Consider the following 16,918-nt stretch of genomic DNA (forward strand, 5'->3'; position numbering starts at 1 on the left):
GTTGAGGACCGCATGACCACGAACGAGCCCGCCGACGCGGCCGAAACCGGCACGGATTCAACACCGCTCGCCGACTCGACACCCGATACCGGCGCCGCATCGCCGCGCGAAGCCGCTACTCATCCACCGGTCGATGGTTCGCTGCGCCGCAACAGCGTCAGCTATGTTCTCGGCGGACTGACCGTCCTGCTCACCGTGCTGAGCATCGCGCTCGGCCTGTCCTGGCAGTCCACCTCCGACGACCTCGGCGCGCTGCGCCAGCAGAACACCGACCGGGACCGGGCGGCCGAGATCGCGAAGGACTACACGCTGCGCTCGCTCACCTACGACTACAAGAATCTGCCCGGGTTCTTCGACGGCGTGCGGCGCGGCACCTCCGACGCGCTGCGCAAGCGCTACGACGAGGTGCACGACACGCTGGCCAAGATCATGAACGAGGCGCAGGTGGTGGCGACCGGGCAGGTGCTCGGCACCGCGGTGGACGCGCAAGGCAACGATCAGTTCTCGGTGACGGTGTTCGCGACCCAGAAGACGCAGAACATCCAGCAGCCGACGCCGGCCACCGTGCCGAATCTGCTGGTGGTCACCGTGGCGAAGAACAACGGTGACTGGCAGGTCGTCGACTACGGGCCGAAGGGCGAGGCACCGGCCCGTTGATAGGCTGACGAGCTGTTTGTGCTTGGTTCTGACGAAGGAGTGCTGTGCCGGAGCAGCCCCGTGCCGCCCGTCGTGGTCGGCCACCGCTGGCCGGTCTGCCGGAACGGCGCAGGCGGCAGATCATCGAGTCGGCGTACGCCGTGTTCGTCGCGCGGGGGTACGAGGCGACCGCGATCTCCGATGTGGCCGCGCACGCCGGTATCGGGCAGGGCACGGTGTACCGCTACTTCGCGAGCAAGCGCGAAATCCTCGACCATGTCGTCGATTTCGGGTTCGAGAAGCTGATCGGCGCGTTGGAGCCGCAGACCCTGCTCAGCCGTCCGACGTCGGCGGCGGAGCTGCTGGACGGGGTGCGGGCGGCCATCGCGCGGCTGTACGCCATGCTCGAGCACGACCCGGACTTCATCCGGCTGGTGCTCGTCGAGGCGAGCGCGATCGACAAGGAGCTCAGCGATCGGCTGCTGGGGCTGGAGATGCTCGTCAGTACCTTTGTGGCGCAGGAGCTTCGGCGCGGGGTCTCGGCCGGGTGGATTCGCGCGGACATAGATCCCGAGGTGACCGCGCACATCACGATGACCCTGGCGGTGCCCGGGTTGTTGCAGGAGATGCGCGGGGACAACACGCCGCAGGCGCGGGAGCGGGTCACCGCCGGGGTGCTCACCATGCTCGAAAAGGCGTTGCGGCCACGCGATTCCGTCGCGGCCGGACCCGGGCTATGAATGCCGCCCGACGGCGCGCCGAGCTCGTGTTCGCCGCCTATGAGCTGTTCGTGGACAAGGGGTACCGCGCGGTCGTCGTCGCCGATATCGTCGCCAGGGCCGGGGTCGGCCACGGCACCTTCTACAACTACTTCACCAACAAGCGCGACATTCTCGACGCGGTCATCGATCACTACTTCGAGTTGATTCGCGACCGGGTGTTCGGCCGGGTGGTGGCCGGACAGCGGCCGCAGACGCTGGACGAGTTCTGTGCGCTGTCGGCCCTGGTCATCGATCAATGCTACGAATTGGTCCGAGAAGAACCGGGTTTGGTGACCTTCATCCTGCTGGAGGCGACCTCGATCGATGACCGGGTGGCCGAGCGTTCGGTGCGGAACCTGACCATGTACGGCGACGAGGCCACCGCGTGGATCAAGAACGGAATCGCGCTCGGATATCTGGATTCCGCGCTCGACCCGCGGCTGACCGGGGAGATCCTGCTCTCGATCCTGTTGTCCGCGTTGCTGTCCGCGATCCGGGCCGGCGCGGACGGGCTGGATCAGGCGCGGGTGCGCACCGACCTGGTCGGGTTCGCCAGGGCGGCGCTCGAACCCTAGCGGCGGCCGAAGCGGTCGATGGCGTCGAGGATGGTCGCGCGCATGGCCGGGCTACCTGTGTGGCCGGATTCGTCGATGACGTGCAGTCGCGCGTCCGGCCAGGCCCTGGCCAGCTGCCAAGCGTTCCGGAGCGGGGTGCCGAGATCGAGCCGCCCGTGGATCAGCACGCCGGGGATGCCGGCCAGCTTGTGCGCCTCGTGCAGGAGCCGGCCGTCCGGAATCCAGGCGTCATTGGCGAAGTAGTGCGTGCAGATCCGGACGAAGGCGAGCAGCGCGTCATCGGGTTTGTCGCTGTATGCCCCTGGGCGGCCGAGGGTTTCGTGCGCGATCACGGCGTCCTCCCACGCGCACCAGTTGCGCGCCGCGGCCGCGCGCACGTCCGGATCGGGGTGGTTCATCAAACGGCTGTACGCGGCAACCAGATTCCCGTCGCGTTCGGATTCCGGGAGTCCGTCGCGGAATGTCTCCCACGGGCCCGGCAGGAAGCGCGCGACCCCGCGGTAGAGCCAGTCGGTCTCCTCCGGCCTGGTCATCGTGACGCTGACCAGCACGATCTCCGACACCCGGGCGGGATAGCGTTCGGCGTAGGCGAGGATCAGGGTCGAACCCCAGGAACCGCCGTACAGCAGCCACCGCTCGATGCCGAGGTGCCCGCGGAGGCGTTCCATGTCCTCGATCAGGTGCTCGGTAGTGTTGTGCGCCATGTCGACTGCCGGATCCGAGGCGTGCGGCAGGCTCTCGCCGCAGCCGCGCTGATCGAACAGCACGATGCGATAGACGGCCGGATCGAAGTTCCGCCGAGCGCCGCGCTTACCGCCGCTGCCCGGTCCGCCGTGCACCACCAGAGCCGGCTTGCCCTCCGGATTGCCGCTGGTCTCCCAGTAGATCCGGTTGCCGTCGCCGACCTCGAGCAGGCCACGCGCGTACGGCTCGATCTCCGGAAATGGTTGCGTCACTGGGACGATGCTAGCGCGAGCACAGATCCCGCCGCGGCGGCGATCGCGTCGGTCAGGCGGACTGCTTCGCGGTGGCGGTCGCCGGAAGCGGTTCGTGGGTGCGCAGCGATGCCCACAGGGCGGCGGTGGCGGCGACGCAGGCGGCGGCCCCGCCGACGTGCACGACCACGAGGGCGGCCGGGACGTCGGTGAAGTACTGCACGATACCGACCAGGGCCTGCGCGCAGGCGAGCGCGAGCAGCACGAACAGGCGTTTGCGGATCGCCGGGGTGACGCCGACCGCGAACAGGCCGAAGCCGAGGCCGATCAGCAGCGCGAGATAGCCGACGAGCAGCTGGGAATGCAGGTGCACGAGGGTGACGATCTCGATCTGCAGCCGCTCCACCTGACGCTCGATGCTCTTGTCGCCCGCGTGCGGTCCGGCGGCGGTGACCAGGGTGCCTGCGATCAGCACGCCGCTCAGCGCGACACCGCTGAGCGCGGTGAGCCAGCGCAGCGGCGCGGGTGCCTGGACGGTGTCGACGCCGTCGTCGGGTTCGCTGATCTTCGCGTAGAGCACCACGGACAACCAGACCATCAGCATCGAGGCGAGCAGATGCACCGAGACGGTCCACCAGAGCAGGCCGGTGCGCACGGTGATGCCGCCGATGACGGCTTGCAGGAGCGTGCCGCCGGGCATCAGCCAGGCGTAGATCAGCACCTCGCGGCGGCGCCGGGCGCGGATCACCGCGAGCACGATCAACGCGGCGAACAGCGAGACGACGAAGGTCAGCAGCCGGTTGCCGAACTCGACGGCCTGATGCAGCACCGGCACCTCGGAGACGCCGATCGGGGTGAAGCTGCCGGGGAAGCACCGCGGCCAGGTCGGGCAGCCGAGGCCGGAGGCGGTGACCCGGACGACGGCCCCGGTGACCGCGATGCCCGCCTGCGTGAGGATGACCGCGATCGCGATCAGCCGCTGCACTCGCAGCGAGGGCAGCGGCAGCTTGTCGACGAGTCGCAGGAAGGCGCGATACAGCACGTCACGATGGTAGAGCACGGTCAACTACACGCTGTCGTTGGTACCGTTCGAGCGGTCTATTCGAAGCGGAAGTAGCGGGCGGCGAGCAGCCCGGAGATCGCGCCCCACGCGGCGAGCACGGCGATGCCGAACCAGTCGACGCTGCTGCGCATGGCGTCCTCCAGGGTGACCGCCAGCGCGCCCGAGGGGACCAGGCGGGCAAGCACATTCACCGCCGTGGGCAGGTCGTCGGAGGCGAACACGATGCTGGCGATGCCGAGCATGACGAACCACAGGATGTTCGCCAGCGCCAGCACGATCTCCGCCTTCAGCGTGCCGCCGAGCAGCAGGCCCATCGCCGCAAAGGTCGCGGTGCCGAGCGCGATCACCAGCGCGCCCAACGCGAGTCCGGCGGGCTCGGGTCGCCAGCCGAGCGCGAAGCCGATCGCGCCGAGCAGAACCGCTTGCAGCACAACGACGATCAGCACGGCCGCGCTCTTGCCCGCGATGATGCCCCAGCGCGGGAGCGGGGTGGCGCCGAGGCGTTTCAGCGCGCCGTAGCGGCGGTCGAAGCCGACCGCGATGGCCTGCCCGGTGAACGCGGTGGACATCACAGCCACCATCATCACCGCGGGCACGATCTTGTCCACCCGGTCGTCGCCGAGGTCACCGAACGGCAGCAGGCTGAGCCCGACCAGCAGGGTGATCGGGATGAACATGGTCAGCAGCAGCTGTTCGCCGTTGCGCAGCAACAGGATCAGCTCGAGCCGGGTCTGCGCGAGCATCATCGCCGCGCGCGAGCTCGGCCGCGGGTCAGGGGCGAAGGTGCCCGGGGTGAAGCGGTTGGCGGTCAGGTCGGGCTGAGTCATCCGCGTAGGTCCCGTCCGGTGAGTTCCAGGAAGACGTCTTCGAGCCTGCGCTGATCGATCCGGATGTCGGTGGCCAGCACGTTCACTCGCGCACACCACGCGGTGACCGTGGCCAGCACCTGCGGATTGATCTCGCCCTCCACCAGATACGTGCCCGGGGTCGTCTCGCGCGGCGAGAAACCCTCCGGCAGCGCCGATTTCAACAGCTCCAGGTCGAGTTTCGGTGGGGCGCAGAACCGTAACTGCCCGGCGGCGCCGTGCGCGGTCACCTCGGCGGGCGTCCCCGAGGCGACGATCCGGCCGTGATCGATGATCACCAGCTGATCGGCCAGTTGCTCCGCCTCGTCCATCAGATGCGTGGTGAGCACCACCGTCACCCCGTCGCGCCGCAGCGCGTCGATCAGCTCCCACACGATGAGCCGCGCCTGGGCGTCCAGCCCCGCCGTGGGCTCGTCCAGGAACACGATCTCCGGCTTCCCGACCAGCGCACAGGCCAACGCCAACCGCTGCTGCTGGCCACCCGACAACCGCCGGTACGGCGTCGTCCGATTGTCCTGCAGCCCGAGGGTCGTCAGTAACCACTCCGGATCCAGCGGATCGGCGGAGTACGCGGCCACCAGATCGAGCATCTCGCCCGCCTTGGCCCCCGGATAGGCGCCGCCGCCCTGCAGCATCACCCCGATCCGCGGCCGCAACCGATCCGAATCCGCGATCGGATCGAGCCCGAGCACACGCACCGACCCCGCGTCGGGAGTCACGAACCCCTCGCACATTTCGACCGTGGTGGTCTTGCCCGCCCCGTTCGGCCCGAGCAGGGCGAGCACCTGCGCGCGTTCGACATCGAAGCTCAACCCGTCGACCGCCGTGGTCTCGCCATAACGCTTGACGACACCGTCGACGCGAACGGCAGGTCCGGAGGCTCGGTTCACGATGTCACACCGTAAGAGGTGGGCAGTTGTGACGGAGCCGACACCCCCTGCTGCGCCCGCCACGGCAGCTTGTTCCTGGTGATCACGATGAACAGCACCGAGACGATCACGGTGGCGATCGCCGCGCCGACGATCTGGAAGACCTCGAGGTCGGCGCCGCGCGGCATCAGGATGACGCTGACGACCGCCGAGAAGGCCACGGCCGGAACGCGGAACGCCGGCCTGGTCGCCCAGGCGGCCAGCGGCACGATCGCCCACAGCACGTACCAGGGCTGCACCACGGGGAACAGCAGCACGATCGCACCCATCGAGACGCCGAGCGCGCCGACCGGATGCAGCCGGCCGACACCGGTGGCGACCAGCATGCGCACCGTGAGGAAGCCGGCGATCACCGCCGCGATCGGGCGGGTGATGCTCAACAGCGCGGTGGTGTGATCGCCGAGCCCGAGCAGCACCCCGCCGAACCCGGTGATGATGCCGAGCACCGTCGGCACCGACATCCAGCTGCGCACCTTGTTCGCGACATTGAGCGTGTGGATCCAGCCGAAGCCGAGCCCGCTCATCGACCCGATGAACAGGGTGGTGCCGAGCGCGATGGCGCCGAGCATCGCCGCGGCGATGAGCACATTGCGCAGGTTGAATCCCCAGCGTCGGGCCAGCGCCATGCCGACGAACCCGAGCGCGACGATCGAGGTGAGCTTCACCGACGACGACAGCGTGATGACGATCGCCCCGCCGATCAGCCACGTGTAGGCCCGCCCGTCGAACGGATGGATGTCCTCGATGGCGCGCAGGCAGAACTCCATTCCGGCCAGCATCAGCCCGAGCATCAGCGCGTCGTTGTGCACGCCGCCGACCAGATGGAACAGCACCAGCGGATTCGCGGCGCCCAGCCACAGCGCGCTCACCGGCGCCACACCGCAGCGCACCGACAGCCGGGGCAGCGCCCAGACGATCAACGCGACGCCGGCCAGCGCGAGCATCCGGTGCACCCACACGCCCGCGATGATGTTGTCACCGGTGATCTCGGCGATCCCGCGACCGAGCCAGAGAAACAGCGGCCCGTACGGCGCCGGGGTGTCGCGCCAGATGTTCGGCACGTTGTTGGTCAGCACGTTGTCGATGCCGAGCCCGGCGACCGGGCCCTCCTGATAGGGATCGATGCCGCGGGCCGCGATTTCGCTCTGGGCCAGATACGAATACACGTCGTTGCTGAACAACGGCGGCGCGATGCTGAGCGGAATGATCCACAGCAGCAGCGTGCGATCGAGCTGGGAACGGCTGAGCCGGTGCAGGGGAGACCCGCCGATGCCGCCGACGGCGAAGCGCCCCAACAACAACCAGGCGAGGACCACGACGACGGTGCCGGTCATGCACATGGCCAGCGACCCGGTGTGGGCGCGAGCGAAGATGCCGAGGACGCGGACGCCGGAGGTGGGGTTCTGGTGCACTGGCTGGGCGCCGATGCCGAGGGCGCTGATCGCCATCAGGACGGTTCCGGTGGCGCCCATCAGGCGGATGCGGTCCAGTTGGACGCGCTCTTTCCGGTCGAGGCCGGGAACCTCGGTCTCGTCCTGGTGCAGGACCGCGATCGTGTGATCGGCGGTCGGCACGTCCAACCCGAGTGCTCGGCGCCCGAATGCCAGTGTCCTGCGCCGCGCGCCCTCCAGTACCGCCACGAGACGAAGCATAAGGGGCGCGGTCCCGGCACAGACCGGTGACGGCGCTGCTCGTTCCGGTCGGCAGCGCCGCCGACCGGGGCACAATCGGACACATGGTTTCGGAGTCCAGGCGGCGGATCGAAGTCGCCGCGTGCCGGCTGCTCGCGCGGCACGGGTATCACGGGTTCGGTCTGAAGGCGTTGAGCGAGACGGCCGGATTGCCGTATGGCTCCATCTACCACCACTTTCCAGGGGGCAAGGAGGAGATCGCGGTGGCCGCGATCACCGGCACCGGGACGCTCACCGGGCGGATGATCCGGCAGGCGCCGACGGACGTCTTCGCCACGACCACCACCATTTTCGAGTTCATGGTGCGCAAGCTGGCGACCTCGGAATGGCACGACGGATGCCCGATCGGCACGCCCGCGCTGGACGGTGGCAGTGATGTCGAGTCGATCCGCGCCGCCTGCGCGACCGCCTTCGAGGCGATGGAGCAGGCGTTCGCCGGGTTGCTCGCCGAGCTCGGATTGTCCGCGCAGGACGCGGGGGAGTTGGCCACCACGGTGGTCGCCGCGTACGAGGGCGCGACGATCCTGTCCCGGGTGCGGCGCTCGGAGGCGCCGCTGCACACGGTGGCGACGGCGATGGAACGGCTGATCCGGGTGACGTTCACCGAGGCCGGCCTGCCGAACGGCGAACCGGGCGCGCCGGACACCGCCGAGTCGGGCACCGGGTCCTCGGATGTGGACACGGGAATGATCGAGGTGGACCAGGCCGCCTCGGTCGAGGAACGGGTGGTGGCGGCCGCCGCGGAGTCCGACGCCGGTTACCACTCGGACAGCAAACCGGGCGGACGCCGCGGGCCCGCTGCCGGAGATGCTGAGGAAGTTCGTCACCGTCCGCCGAACGGTCTCGGCGAGGTGGTCGAATGACCATGTGTGACGTATCGCACTGAGCGCAATCAAGGCTCGATGGACCATCGAACGTCGGCCGCCGGTGCGTGGATGGCGAACTGCGCGCACGTCGCGGCACTCGGCGGGCGTTCGTCGAACTTGCAGGTCAAGGCATATGTTGAGGCACGTTTTAAGGCTCGACTTAAATAACGGCCTACTTGCGCATCGATCCGCAACTCCGCCGCACTGCGGATCGCCCTCCGCCGGACCCCCGCGCCAACGGTCTGTGCAGGTCACGAGCCCGGATAACTCAGGGCACCCTTATTAGATTTCGGGAACGAATTCCGCCACACTGATGTTGTGAAAACCGTGGGTTTGCGGGATGAGGACGAAAGGGCTGGTCGTAAGGCCGGTACCGGGTCCGCTGCTGCGTCCGCGACCGCGGGCGAGGGACACACCCGCGCGGCCATCGTCCAGCTGCTGCTGGAAGAGGGGCCGATCACCGCGACCGCCATCGGCGGCACGCTGGGCCTCGCCCCGGCCGGCGTCCGACGGCACCTGGACGCGCTGATCGACTCGGGCCAGGCCCGGGCCAGCAGGTCCGCGCCGTGGCAGCAGAAGGGCCGTGGCCGTCCCGCCAAGCAATATCAGCTCACCGCCGCGGGCCGTGGTCAACTGGGTCACGCCTACGACGACCTGGCCGGCGCCGCGATCCGCCAGCTCGGCGAGATCGGCGGCGAACAGGCCATCGCCGAGTTCGCCCGGAAACGGGCCAGGACTATCGTGGCCGGGATCGCACCGGTCGAGGAGCACACGCCGCAGCGCACCGAGGCCAAGGCCGAGGAGATCGCGGACGCGTTCACCGAGGCCGGTTTCGCCGCCTCCACCCGCAAGGTGGGCACCGGCGTGCAGATCTGCCAGCACCACTGCCCGGTCGCACACGTCGCGGAGGAATTCCCGCAGCTGTGCGAGGCGGAACTCGAGGCGTTCCGTGACCTGCTCGGCACGCACGTGCAGCGGCTGGCCACGATCGCCAACGGCGACTGCGCGTGCACGACGCACGTGCCGCTGCTCGTACTGCCGATCACCAAGAAAACTTCACCAGAAATCGCTGCACAGCCCGCAGCGGTACGAACGAACGACTCCGGAAGGAGTGCCGAATGACGACGACCACCGACCAGGTGCAACCGCTCACTCAGGAAGAGACCATCGCGTCCCTGGGCAAATACGGTTACGGCTGGGCCGATTCGGATGTGGCCGGAGCGAGTGCGCAACGAGGCCTGTCCGAGGCGGTTGTCCGCGACATCTCGGCGAAGAAGAGCGAGCCGGACTGGATGCTCGACATCCGGCTCAAGGCGCTGCGCATCTTCGATCGCAAGCCCATGCCGAACTGGGGTTCCAACCTCGACGGCATCGACTTCGACAACATCAAGTACTTCGTCCGCTCCAGCGAGAAGCAGGCGGCCACCTGGGACGACCTGCCCGAGGACATCAAGAACACCTACGACAAGCTCGGCATCCCGGAAGCGGAGAAGCAGCGCCTGGTCTCCGGTGTCGCGGCGCAGTACGAGTCCGAGGTCGTCTACCACTCCATCCGTGAGGACCTGGAGAAGCAGGGCGTCATCTTCCTCGACACCGACACGGCGTTGAAGGAGCACCCGGAGCTGTTCCAGCAGTACTTCGGCTCGGTGATCCCGGCCGGCGACAACAAGTTCTCCGCGCTGAACACCGCCGTGTGGTCGGGTGGCTCGTTCATCTACGTGCCGCCGGGCGTGCACGTCGACATCCCGCTGCAGGCCTACTTCCGGATCAACACCGAGAACATGGGCCAGTTCGAGCGGACCCTGATCATCGTCGACGAGGGCGCCTACGTGCACTACGTCGAGGGCTGCACCGCGCCGATCTACAAGTCGGACTCGCTGCACTCCGCGGTGGTCGAGATCATCGTGAAGAAGGGCGGCCGGTGCCGCTACACGACCATCCAGAACTGGTCGAACAACGTCTACAACCTGGTCACCAAGCGGGCCAAGGCGGAGGCGGGCGCGACCATGGAGTGGGTCGACGGCAACATCGGCTCCAAGGTCACCATGAAGTACCCGGCGGTCTGGATGACCGGCGAGTACGCCCGCGGCGAGGTGCTCTCGGTGGCGTTCGCCGGCGAGGGCCAGCACCAGGACACCGGCGCGAAGATGCTGCACCTGGCGCCGCACACCTCCTCGAACATCATCAGCAAGTCGGTGGCGCGCGGCGGCGGCCGGGCTTCCTACCGCGGCCTGGTCCAGGTGAACAAGGGCGCGCACGGCTCGAAGTCGACGGTGAAATGCGATGCGCTGCTTGTCGATACGATCAGCCGCTCGGACACCTACCCGTACGTCGACATCCGCGAGGACGACGTGACGATGGGTCACGAGGCCACCGTGTCGAAGGTGTCCGAGGACCAGCTGTTCTACCTGATGAGCCGCGGCATGACCGAGGACGAGGCAATGGCCATGGTGGTGCGCGGCTTCGTCGAGCCCATCGCCAAGGAACTGCCGATGGAATACGCGTTGGAACTGAACCGGCTCATCGAGCTGCAGATGGAAGGAGCCGTCGGCTGATGGCGACAGGTGTCATTGGAGCGGTCGAGGGCGAGAACCCCGCGAAGCCGATTCAGAACCCGGGCGCTGGGGCCGCGACCAACAAGGGCGAGGTGTTCACCTCGTTCGACGTCAATGCCTTCGAGGTGCCCTCGGGCCGGGACGAGGAGTGGCGGTTCACCCCGCTGCGCCGGCTGCGCGGCCTGCACGACGGCTCCGCGGTTCGCGACGGTCAGGCCACGGTCGAGGTCAGCTCCGTCGAGGGCGTCCGGGTGGAAACCGTCGGACGCGACGACGAACGCCTCGGCGCCGCCGGGACTCCGGCGGATCGCGTTGCCGCCCAGGCCTTCTCGGGCTTCGAATCGGCCACCATCGTGTCGGTCGGCGCGGAGTCCGAGGTCGCCGAGCCGGTGGTCGTCACGGTCACCGGCCCCGGTGCGGACCGGACCGCCTACGGCCACCTGCAGATCCGGCTCGGCAACTTCGCCGCCGCCACCGTGGTCATCGACCAGCGCGGCAGCGGAACCTACGCGGAGAACGTCGAATTCGTGCTCGGCGACAGCGCCAAGCTGACCGTCGTCGCGGTGCAGGACTGGGCCGACGACACGGTCAACGCGACCGCACACCACGCGCTGCTCGGCCGCGACGCCACGCTGCGCCACATCGCCGTCACCCTCGGCGGCGACCTGGTCCGGCTCACCGGAACCGTCCGCTACGCGGGCCCCGGCGGCGACGCCGAACTGCTCGGCCTCTACTTCGCCGACGCCGGACAGCACTTCGAGCAGCGCCTGCTGGTCGATCACTCGCAGCCGAACTGCAAGTCGAACGTGCTGTACAAGGGTGCGCTGCAAGGCGATCCGGATTCGCCCAAGGGCGACGCGCGGACCGTGTGGGTCGGCGATGTGCTGATCCGCGCCGCCGCCGAGGGCACCGACACGTTCGAGGTGAACCGGAACCTGGTGCTCACCGACGGCGCGCGCGCCGACTCGGTGCCGAACCTGGAGATCGAGACCGGCGAGATCGCCGGCGCCGGTCACGCCAGCGCCACCGGCCGCTTCGACGACGAGCAGCTGTTCTACCTGCGCGCCCGCGGCATCCCGGAGGACGTGGCGCGCCGCCTGGTCGTGCGCGGCTTCTTCCAGGAGATCATCCAGAAGATCGCGGTCCCCGAGATCCGGGAGCGGCTGGAGTCGGCCATCGAGGCCGAGCTCGCCGCTGTCGGCGTCTGATCCCGAACTAACACCCCCACAAAGGAATTCGAATTCGATGACCACCCTGGAAATCAAGGACCTGCACGTCGAGGTCGCCAACCCGGACGCCTCCGGCGAGCCCATCAAGATCCTGAAGGGCGTCGACCTCACCATCAAGTCCGGTGAGACGCACGCCATCATGGGCCCCAACGGCTCCGGCAAGTCGACCCTGTCCTACGCGATCGCCGGCCACCCGAAGTACACGGTGACCTCCGGCTCGATCACCCTCGACGGCGAGGACGTCCTCGCGATGTCCGTCGACGAGCGGGCGCGTGCGGGCCTGTTCCTGGCCATGCAGTACCCGGTCGAGGTGCCCGGCGTGTCCACCTCGAACTTCCTCCGCACCGCCGCCACCGCCGTGCGCGGCGAGGCGCCCAAGCTGCGGCACTGGGTCAAGGAAGTCAAGGAGTCGATGGCCGAGCTGGAGATCGACCCGGCCTTCGCCGAGCGCAACGTGAACGAGGGCTTCTCCGGCGGCGAGAAGAAGCGCCACGAGATCCTGCAGCTCGGCCTGCTCAAGCCGAAGATCGCCATCCTGGACGAGACCGACTCCGGCCTGGACGTCGACGCGCTGCGCATCGTCTCCGAGGGCGTCAACCGCTACAAGGAGCGGGAGAACGGCGGCGTGCTGCTGATCACGCACTACACCCGCATCCTGCGCTACATCGAGCCGGAATTCGTGCACGTCTTCGTCAACGGCCGCATCGTCGCCGAGGGCGGCTCGGAGCTGGCCGACGAACTCGACGCCAACGGCTACGTCCGCTTCACTCAGACAGCCACTGCAGGAGCTTGATATGACCGCCACGGTCCGCACCCTCGACGTGGCCCGCATCCGGGCCGATTTCCCGATCCTGAGCCGCACGGTTCGGGACGGGAAACCGTTGGTGTACCTGGACTCCGGCGCGACCTCGCAGCGGCCACTGGCGGTGCTCGACGCGGAACGGGAGTTCCTGGTCACGCACAACTCCGCGGTGCACCGCGGCGCGCATCAGCTGGCCGAGGAGGCGACCGACGCCTACGAGAACGCCCGCGCGGACATCGCCCGGTTCGTCGGGGTCCAGGCCGACGAGATCGTGTTCACCAAGAACGCGACCGAATCGCTGAACCTGGTGACGTACTCGTTCGCCGACGATCGGTTCCCGTATCACGTCGGTCCCGGTGACGAGATCGTCATCACCGAGCTGGAGCATCACGCGAATCTCGTTCCGTGGCAAGAGCTTGCGCGGCGGACCGGCGCGACGCTGAAGTGGTACGGGGTGACCGATGACGGGCGGATCGATCTCGATTCGCTCGAATTGTCGCCCGCCACAAAGGTTGTCGCGTTCACCCACCAGTCCAACGTGACCGGCGCGATCACCGATGTCGCCGAATTGGTCCGCCGGGCAACGGCGGTCGGCGCGCTGACCGTGCTCGACGCCTGCCAGTCGGTGCCGCACCTTCCGGTGGACTTCCGGGAGCTCGGGGTCGATTTCGCCGCGTTCTCCGGGCACAAGATGTTCGGTCCGTCCGGCGTCGGCGTGCTGTACGGGCGCCGGGAGCTGCTGGCCGAGACGCCGCCGTTCATCACCGGTGGTTCGATGATCGAGACCGTGACCATGGAGGCGACCACGTACGCGGCGCCGCCGCAGCGGTTCGAGGCGGGCGTGCCGATGACCTCGCAGGTGGTCGGATTGGGCGCGGCCGTGCGGTATCTCGAAGCGCTCGGCATGGATGCGGTTGCCGAACACGAGCATGCGCTGGTCGGTGCCGCACTCGAGGGCTTGAGCGCGATCGACGGGGTGCGCATCATCGGCCCGGTCGACAACGTCGATCGGGGCGGCGCGGTGTCGTTCGTGGTCGACGGGATCCACGCGCACGACGTCGGGCAGATTCTCGATGACGAGGGTGTCGCGGTGCGGGTCGGTCACCACTGCGCGTGGCCGCTGATGCGCCGGCTCGGCGTGCCCGCCACCGCGCGTGCCTCGTTCGCCGCCTACAACACGCTCGACGAGGTGGACGCACTGGTCGCGGCCGTGCGGAAGGCTCAGAGCTTCTTTGGGGTTGCATAGAACATGCGCATGGAGCAGATGTACCAGGAAGTGATCCTGGACCACTACAAGCACCCGCACCACCGCGGGCTGCGGGAGCCGTTCGGTGCCGAAGTGCACCACGTGAACCCGACCTGCGGTGACGAGGTCACTCTGCGCGTGCAGCTCGACGCCAACGGCGACGTCGCCGACGTCTCCTACGACGGTCAGGGCTGCTCGATCAGTCAGGCCTCGACCTCGGTCCTCACCGACCAGGTGATCGGCCTGCCGGTGCAGCAGGCACTGAAGGTGGTCGACTCGTACAACGAGATGATCTCCAGCCGCGGCACCGTCGAGGGCGACGAGGACATGATCGGCGACGGCATCGCCTTCGCCGGCGTCTCCAAGTACCCGGCGCGAGTGAAATGCGCGCTGCTCGGCTGGATGGCGTTCAAAGACGCGGTGGTCCGGATAACCTCGGCAGAAGAGGCGCAACGTTCGATGGGAAACGGGGACCAGGCATGACCGACACACCGGCAACCGAGACAACCGAGCAGGTCGAGCTGTCCGCCGAGGACATCAAGCGGCTCGAGGACCTCGAGGAGGCTATGCGCGACGTGGTCGACCCCGAGCTCGGCATCAACGTCGTCGACCTCGGCCTGGTCTACGGCCTGGCCGTGCAGGACGAGGTGGCCATCCTCGACATGACCCTCACCTCCGCCGCCTGCCCCCTCACCGACGTCATCGAAGACCAGTCCCGCAACGCCCTCGTCCGCAGCGGCCTGGTGGACGACCTCAAGATCAACTGGGTCTGGATGCCCCCGTGGGGCCCCGACAAGATCACCGAAGACGGCCGCGAACAACTCCGCGCCCTCGGCTTCACCGTCTGAGTTCCGGCCTCATCGACAGCCGCTGAGCGGAATGTCCTGGTTACAGGGCGTTTCCTCGGCGGCTGTCGGCGTATGTGCGGTATGTCGCTGATTGCCTGCGCGGGTTTGCTCCGGGCAGGGGATAGGTTATTGTCGAGGTCAAATAGGTAGGATATTTCCTACCTATTATGTCCACGACACCGATCGGAGAACCGCATGTCCGACGCCGCCGACCGATTCCGCGCTACCAGCGAAGGCTTCCTCGCCCGGCTCACCGCCATTCGTCCGGACCAGTGGGGCAACCCGACCCCGTGCCCGGACTGGACCGTGCGCGACGTCGCCGTGCACGTCATCAACGAACAGCGCCGCACCCTGGCTCAGGTCCGCGGCACCGACCCCGAACCGCTGCACGGGGTGAGCGTCGCCGCGATGGGCTCGCTGCCCGAAACCGCACCCGACGCCGACCTCGCTGCCGCGTGGAAACACGTCGGCAACGCCCTCGCCGACGCGATCGACGACCCGGCCTGCCTGGACACCGACATCCCCACCTTCCAGGGCCCCACCCCGTTCCGCGAGATCGTCGACATCCTGCCGGAAGACGTCCTCATCCACACCTGGGACCTGGCCAGGGCCACCGGCGGCGACGAACGCCTGGATCAAACCGTCGTCACCCACGTCTACGACCACCTCCGCCCCCTGGACGAAGCCCTCCGCCAGCCCTGGGCCTTCGGCCCCAAAGTACCCCCACCTCCCCACGCCGACCTCCAAACCCAGTTCCTCTGCTTCGTCGGCCGCCACCCATAGGCCCCGCCCCATCGGGTCGAGTCAAAAGGTCGCTGTCGAAGATCAGTCAGCGACCTTTTGACTCGACTCGATGGCTGTTCATTGCTCGCCTGATGGGATCGGTGAAGAGGTGGGGCTGGTGGAGGACGTCCAAGGCCGTGGCATAGAAGATCGTCCAGCCTTGGGTGGTCAGATTGTTGTGGCGGGCGTTGTCTCTTGCGGCCGCGTGCAGACCGGAATGCCAAGCGAAGCTGTCGTATTCGAGTCCGATGCGATATTGCGGCCAACCGAGGTCGAGCCGACGGGGGCCGTCCGGGGTCGAGACCTCCAGCTGTGGTTGTGGGTGGGGGAGTCCTGCGTCGATGCAGCGAAGCCGGGTACGGGACTCCATCGGTGATTCGGCTCTGCCGTCCACCAATCCGACCAGCTCGGCCGCCTGCCGAAAGCCGCGGCGGCGGTGATGGTGGACGAGTTCCTCGCTGAGCTCCGCCGGCGAAAGTCCGGTGCGGCTGGCTGCGTCCAGCGTGGCCAGCGCATCCAGCCGATTCAAGGTGCGGGCAAGATCGATCGCCGTGCGCGCGGCCGAGGTGGCGGATACCCCGTTCACCGTCGCCACCTGCGCGGGATCCAGCCGATCGTGGTGCACGACAAGATGTTTCGAGCGAGACAGTTGCACACCCAACACGTGTGTCGCGTTCCATTGGGAGACCGAGAAGCCGTGTAACTCGGCAGCCGTGTCGTACGCCGCGATCATGACCGGCAGGTCCATCGACAGGCGCGCCGCCTCGACACGCAGCTCCGGCCCTGGCTGCGTGGTCGCCTCCCGGTAAACGCCGTGGAACACAGGCACCCACTCGCCACGGCGCACGCGTGCGCGCAGCTCTGCCCTGGTGTATTCGATCCGCGCCTGTGCGGTGGTGAAGACACCGCACTGCTTATCCCGCAACCCCTCCAACTGTGCCCGCATGCCAGCCAGCATCGAGCACCGCGCCCACACCCCCGCTACCCCACCTGCGCAAACAACGTCCCTGTGGACAGCCACCCCACTGGGGATGGCAATCGAGTCGAGGGGGAAAATAGGGGGTTTATTTGGTTAAGCGACCCAGTTTAGGGGCAAGGGGGGAGGGGAAATTGGTTGGTGGGGGGTGGGGGTT

Annotated in this window: 18 protein-coding genes; 12 read left to right on the forward strand and 6 right to left on the reverse strand. The window is 68.0% G+C overall.

Annotated elements, in window-relative coordinates; all coding sequences use genetic code 11:
- The first annotated feature begins 12 nt into the window (after nucleotides 1-12).
- The 3 genes from ACFQ9K_RS24115 to ACFQ9K_RS24125 are packed head-to-tail and all read left to right on the forward strand — an operon-like array spanning nucleotide 13 to nucleotide 1,972.
- On the forward strand, nucleotides 13-657 hold the full coding sequence (locus tag ACFQ9K_RS24115) for a hypothetical protein (RefSeq protein WP_378721351.1): 645 nt from the start codon (nucleotides 13-15) through the stop codon (nucleotides 655-657).
- Between the two features lie 44 nt (nucleotides 658-701).
- Entirely contained in the window at nucleotides 702-1,376 is a 675-nt protein-coding gene (locus tag ACFQ9K_RS24120; protein ID WP_378721352.1) for a TetR/AcrR family transcriptional regulator, read from the forward strand.
- Nucleotides 1,373-1,972: a TetR/AcrR family transcriptional regulator gene (locus ACFQ9K_RS24125; RefSeq protein WP_378721353.1), complete on the forward strand. Its 600-nt coding sequence runs from the start codon at nucleotides 1,373-1,375 to the stop codon at nucleotides 1,970-1,972. The genes ACFQ9K_RS24120 and ACFQ9K_RS24125 overlap by 4 nt, the downstream gene beginning before the upstream one ends.
- Here the strand turns inward: ACFQ9K_RS24125 and pip are convergent.
- From pip to mptB, 5 genes are read right to left on the reverse strand one after another with little or no spacing between them, the layout of a single operon-like run.
- On the reverse strand, nucleotides 1,969-2,928 hold the full coding sequence (pip, locus tag ACFQ9K_RS24130; protein ID WP_378721354.1) for a prolyl aminopeptidase: 960 nt from the start codon (nucleotides 2,926-2,928) through the stop codon (nucleotides 1,969-1,971). The genes ACFQ9K_RS24125 and pip overlap by 4 nt on opposite strands.
- A gap of 52 nt (nucleotides 2,929-2,980) precedes the next feature.
- A complete protein-coding gene (locus ACFQ9K_RS24135) occupies nucleotides 2,981-3,949 on the reverse strand; it encodes a heme A synthase (RefSeq protein WP_378721355.1) in 969 nt (322 codons plus the stop codon).
- A gap of 56 nt (nucleotides 3,950-4,005) precedes the next feature.
- Nucleotides 4,006-4,797 carry an ABC transporter permease gene (locus tag ACFQ9K_RS24140; protein WP_378721356.1) on the reverse strand — a complete coding sequence of 264 codons (792 nt, stop codon included), beginning with the start codon at nucleotides 4,795-4,797 and terminating at the stop codon, nucleotides 4,006-4,008.
- The gene (locus tag ACFQ9K_RS24145) at nucleotides 4,794-5,726 is read right to left on the reverse strand and encodes an ABC transporter ATP-binding protein (protein WP_378721357.1); all 933 of its coding nucleotides are present in this window, start codon (nucleotides 5,724-5,726) and stop codon (nucleotides 4,794-4,796) included. Before ACFQ9K_RS24145 ends, ACFQ9K_RS24140 begins: the two co-directional genes overlap by 4 nt.
- Nucleotides 5,723-7,417, reverse strand: a complete 1,695-nt coding sequence (gene mptB / locus ACFQ9K_RS24150; protein WP_378721358.1) for a polyprenol phosphomannose-dependent alpha 1,6 mannosyltransferase MptB — start codon at nucleotides 7,415-7,417, stop codon at nucleotides 5,723-5,725. The genes ACFQ9K_RS24145 and mptB overlap by 4 nt, the downstream gene beginning before the upstream one ends.
- A gap of 83 nt (nucleotides 7,418-7,500) precedes the next feature.
- Between mptB and ACFQ9K_RS24155 the strand changes: the two genes are divergently transcribed.
- From ACFQ9K_RS24155 to ACFQ9K_RS24195, 9 genes are all read left to right on the forward strand, one after another.
- Nucleotides 7,501-8,319: a TetR/AcrR family transcriptional regulator gene (locus ACFQ9K_RS24155; protein WP_378721359.1), complete on the forward strand. Its 819-nt coding sequence runs from the start codon at nucleotides 7,501-7,503 to the stop codon at nucleotides 8,317-8,319.
- A 321-nt stretch (nucleotides 8,320-8,640) separates the two neighbouring features.
- The gene (locus ACFQ9K_RS24160; RefSeq protein ID WP_378721361.1) at nucleotides 8,641-9,444 is read left to right on the forward strand and encodes a helix-turn-helix transcriptional regulator; all 804 of its coding nucleotides are present in this window, start codon (nucleotides 8,641-8,643) and stop codon (nucleotides 9,442-9,444) included.
- On the forward strand, nucleotides 9,441-10,877 hold the full coding sequence (gene sufB / locus ACFQ9K_RS24165; RefSeq protein WP_378721362.1) for a Fe-S cluster assembly protein SufB: 1,437 nt from the start codon (nucleotides 9,441-9,443) through the stop codon (nucleotides 10,875-10,877). The genes ACFQ9K_RS24160 and sufB overlap by 4 nt, the downstream gene beginning before the upstream one ends.
- Complete coding sequence (sufD, locus tag ACFQ9K_RS24170; protein WP_378721364.1) at nucleotides 10,877-12,085, forward strand: Fe-S cluster assembly protein SufD; 1,209 nt, start codon at nucleotides 10,877-10,879, stop codon at nucleotides 12,083-12,085. The genes sufB and sufD overlap by 1 nt, the downstream gene beginning before the upstream one ends.
- Nucleotides 12,086-12,122: 37 nt before the next feature.
- Entirely contained in the window at nucleotides 12,123-12,899 is a 777-nt protein-coding gene (gene sufC / locus ACFQ9K_RS24175; RefSeq protein WP_378721365.1) for a Fe-S cluster assembly ATPase SufC, read from the forward strand.
- A gap of 1 nt (nucleotide 12,900) precedes the next feature.
- Nucleotides 12,901-14,154, forward strand: coding sequence for a cysteine desulfurase (locus tag ACFQ9K_RS24180; protein ID WP_378721367.1), 1,254 nt, complete (start codon nucleotides 12,901-12,903; stop codon nucleotides 14,152-14,154).
- A gap of 3 nt (nucleotides 14,155-14,157) precedes the next feature.
- Nucleotides 14,158-14,637 carry a Fe-S cluster assembly sulfur transfer protein SufU gene (gene sufU, locus ACFQ9K_RS24185; protein ID WP_378721369.1) on the forward strand — a complete coding sequence of 160 codons (480 nt, stop codon included), beginning with the start codon at nucleotides 14,158-14,160 and terminating at the stop codon, nucleotides 14,635-14,637.
- Nucleotides 14,634-15,002 carry a metal-sulfur cluster assembly factor gene (locus ACFQ9K_RS24190; protein ID WP_378721370.1) on the forward strand — a complete coding sequence of 123 codons (369 nt, stop codon included), beginning with the start codon at nucleotides 14,634-14,636 and terminating at the stop codon, nucleotides 15,000-15,002. Before sufU ends, ACFQ9K_RS24190 begins: the two co-directional genes overlap by 4 nt.
- A gap of 195 nt (nucleotides 15,003-15,197) precedes the next feature.
- Nucleotides 15,198-15,785, forward strand: a complete 588-nt coding sequence (locus ACFQ9K_RS24195) for a TIGR03086 family metal-binding protein (protein WP_378721372.1) — start codon at nucleotides 15,198-15,200, stop codon at nucleotides 15,783-15,785.
- Between the two features lie 46 nt (nucleotides 15,786-15,831).
- Here the strand turns inward: ACFQ9K_RS24195 and ACFQ9K_RS24200 are convergent, their stop codons facing one another.
- Nucleotides 15,832-16,743: a type IV toxin-antitoxin system AbiEi family antitoxin domain-containing protein gene (locus ACFQ9K_RS24200; protein ID WP_378727292.1), complete on the reverse strand. Its 912-nt coding sequence runs from the start codon at nucleotides 16,741-16,743 to the stop codon at nucleotides 15,832-15,834.
- Nucleotides 16,744-16,918 lie beyond the last annotated feature (175 nt).

Origin of the sequence: Nocardia sp. NPDC056564, assembly GCF_042793755.1 — a bacterium.
Lineage (GTDB): Bacteria > Actinomycetota > Actinomycetes > Mycobacteriales > Mycobacteriaceae > Nocardia.